This is a genomic window from Polyangiaceae bacterium, assembly GCA_020633205.1.
Taxonomy (GTDB): domain Bacteria; phylum Myxococcota_A; class Polyangia; order Polyangiales; family Polyangiaceae; genus JAHBVY01.
On sequence record JACKEB010000002.1, the window covers coordinates 1 to 1,602 of the forward strand.

1 protein-coding gene is annotated in these 1,602 nt (G+C 63.8%); it reads right to left on the reverse strand.

All coding sequences use genetic code 11. The annotated features are described in order from the left end of the window. Positions 1–72: 72 nt before the first annotated feature. A complete protein-coding gene (locus H6718_00020; GenBank protein MCB9583748.1) occupies positions 73–1,359 on the reverse strand; it encodes a UPF0236 family protein in 1,287 nt (428 codons plus the stop codon). Between the last annotated feature and the right edge of the window lie 243 nt (positions 1,360–1,602).

Consider the following 1,602-nt stretch of genomic DNA (forward strand, 5'->3'; position numbering starts at 1 on the left):
CCTTGCAAACGCTTGTAATCGCACGGCTAAAGTCCAACTTCGACCAAAATTGCACGATTACTCACGTGAGGCCTAGTCCATGCGGTCGAGGTTCGACTCGAGGTAGTGTGCGAGCAAGCGGACCACTTCGCGCGCCTCAGACCCGTTGGGCGTAAGGCTTTCGAGCGTTCGGATGACACCCTTCGCTCGGCCATTTTCGACGCGCGCGCACTGACGTTTCGCCCAGGCGGACGCCTTCGACGTCTGGCCGAAGAGCGCATGCGCAGCTTCCCAGATGCGGTGCTTCACGTGGAAGAGGTCGAGAATCAGCGTGCATGAAATCGGCAACCAATCGGCGAGCGAGCGAATCCACTCGGCTCCGTCGCTGATCAGAATCAGCTCCGTGGCGTCATCGAATCGCTGCCGCCGCATCTCGACCCACAGGGACTTCGCGAAGGCCTTCCACTCGCCGAGGTGCGAGACGTAACGCTTGTCGAGCAGACTGCCTCGCCCGATGTCGGGCTTTACGCAGTCGTCGTCGGTGTAGAGGACGGCGTTCTTGACCTCCCGGCCGACCACGTTGAACCGGCGGCCTTTCCCGCCTCGGACCTTGTTCGCTCGGGCCCGTTCGATGCGAGCGCGGTCGATTTCCGAGAGCTGACTCGGCTCGATTTCAACGCGCGTCATCGGGATCACGCCATCGATCTCGACGTAGGCACGGCGCGGTGCATCCGACCCTAAACGGGCTCCTTCTGGACGGGGCACTCCCTCTCGTGGGAGCCCTTTCGAATCGAACGGGCAGTGGTCCTCGGCCTCGCGAGCGAGGACGTCAAGCAGCGCAGCACCTCGTCGCTCGGTCATCGTCTCGACGCCCTTGGTACTCGCGGTGATGCCGCACATCTCTTCCAAGAGACCGCGTGCCATGTCGAAGGGCACGGTGCTCGACATGAGCGTGCAAACCTCCTCGAAGCGTGGCGTGAACTCGCTATCTCCAAGGCCAATATCGCGCTGTGAGGGCACACACTGACTGCCGCACCCCGTGCACGCCAGGCATCGGCGCTGGAGCCGAAGCGGGCCGAGACTGCTCATCCAGCCTCGCTCCTTACGCCCCCTCGATGTCGTCGGGGCCTCGCATTCAGGACACCGCCCCGGTCGACGGGCCGACTCCGCGTCCAGGTCATCCAATCGGCGCTGCAGCTTCCTCTCAAACAGACGATGTACGACCCGGCGCGACACCGTCACCGCTTCGGACTCGGCCTCGATCACCGTCACGTCCGCCCGCCAGTCGGACTCCGCGTAGTCGAGCAGCTCCGACACGGCGGCGAGCAGCACGTCGACCCCCTCCGTGCCACGCAGCGCGACTGCCAGCCGCTTCGCCATTTCTTCGCCCGCTTCCACGAGCGCACCCTTCCGATCCTCGATATGTTCCATCCGCGGGGTGCCGTTCCCATCTCCGGGCCGCTACCCGGGGTGTTTGGTTTTCTTCACCCTCGGAACACGCACCCCGCGCTTGAAATTCCTCGGGTCGTCATTTCCCTATCCCCCCTGAGTGGATCCGCGCCCAGGAGGAACGAGCGATGTTGACACGCGAACGAGCGCACTCTAAGCTGAAGGGACCGTTCG

Coding starts and splice junctions, on each gene's coding strand:
- H6718_00020 (MCB9583748.1), bottom strand. CDS start 1,359: ATGGCGAAGCGGCTGGCAGTCGCGCTGCGTGGCACGGAGGGGGTCGAC.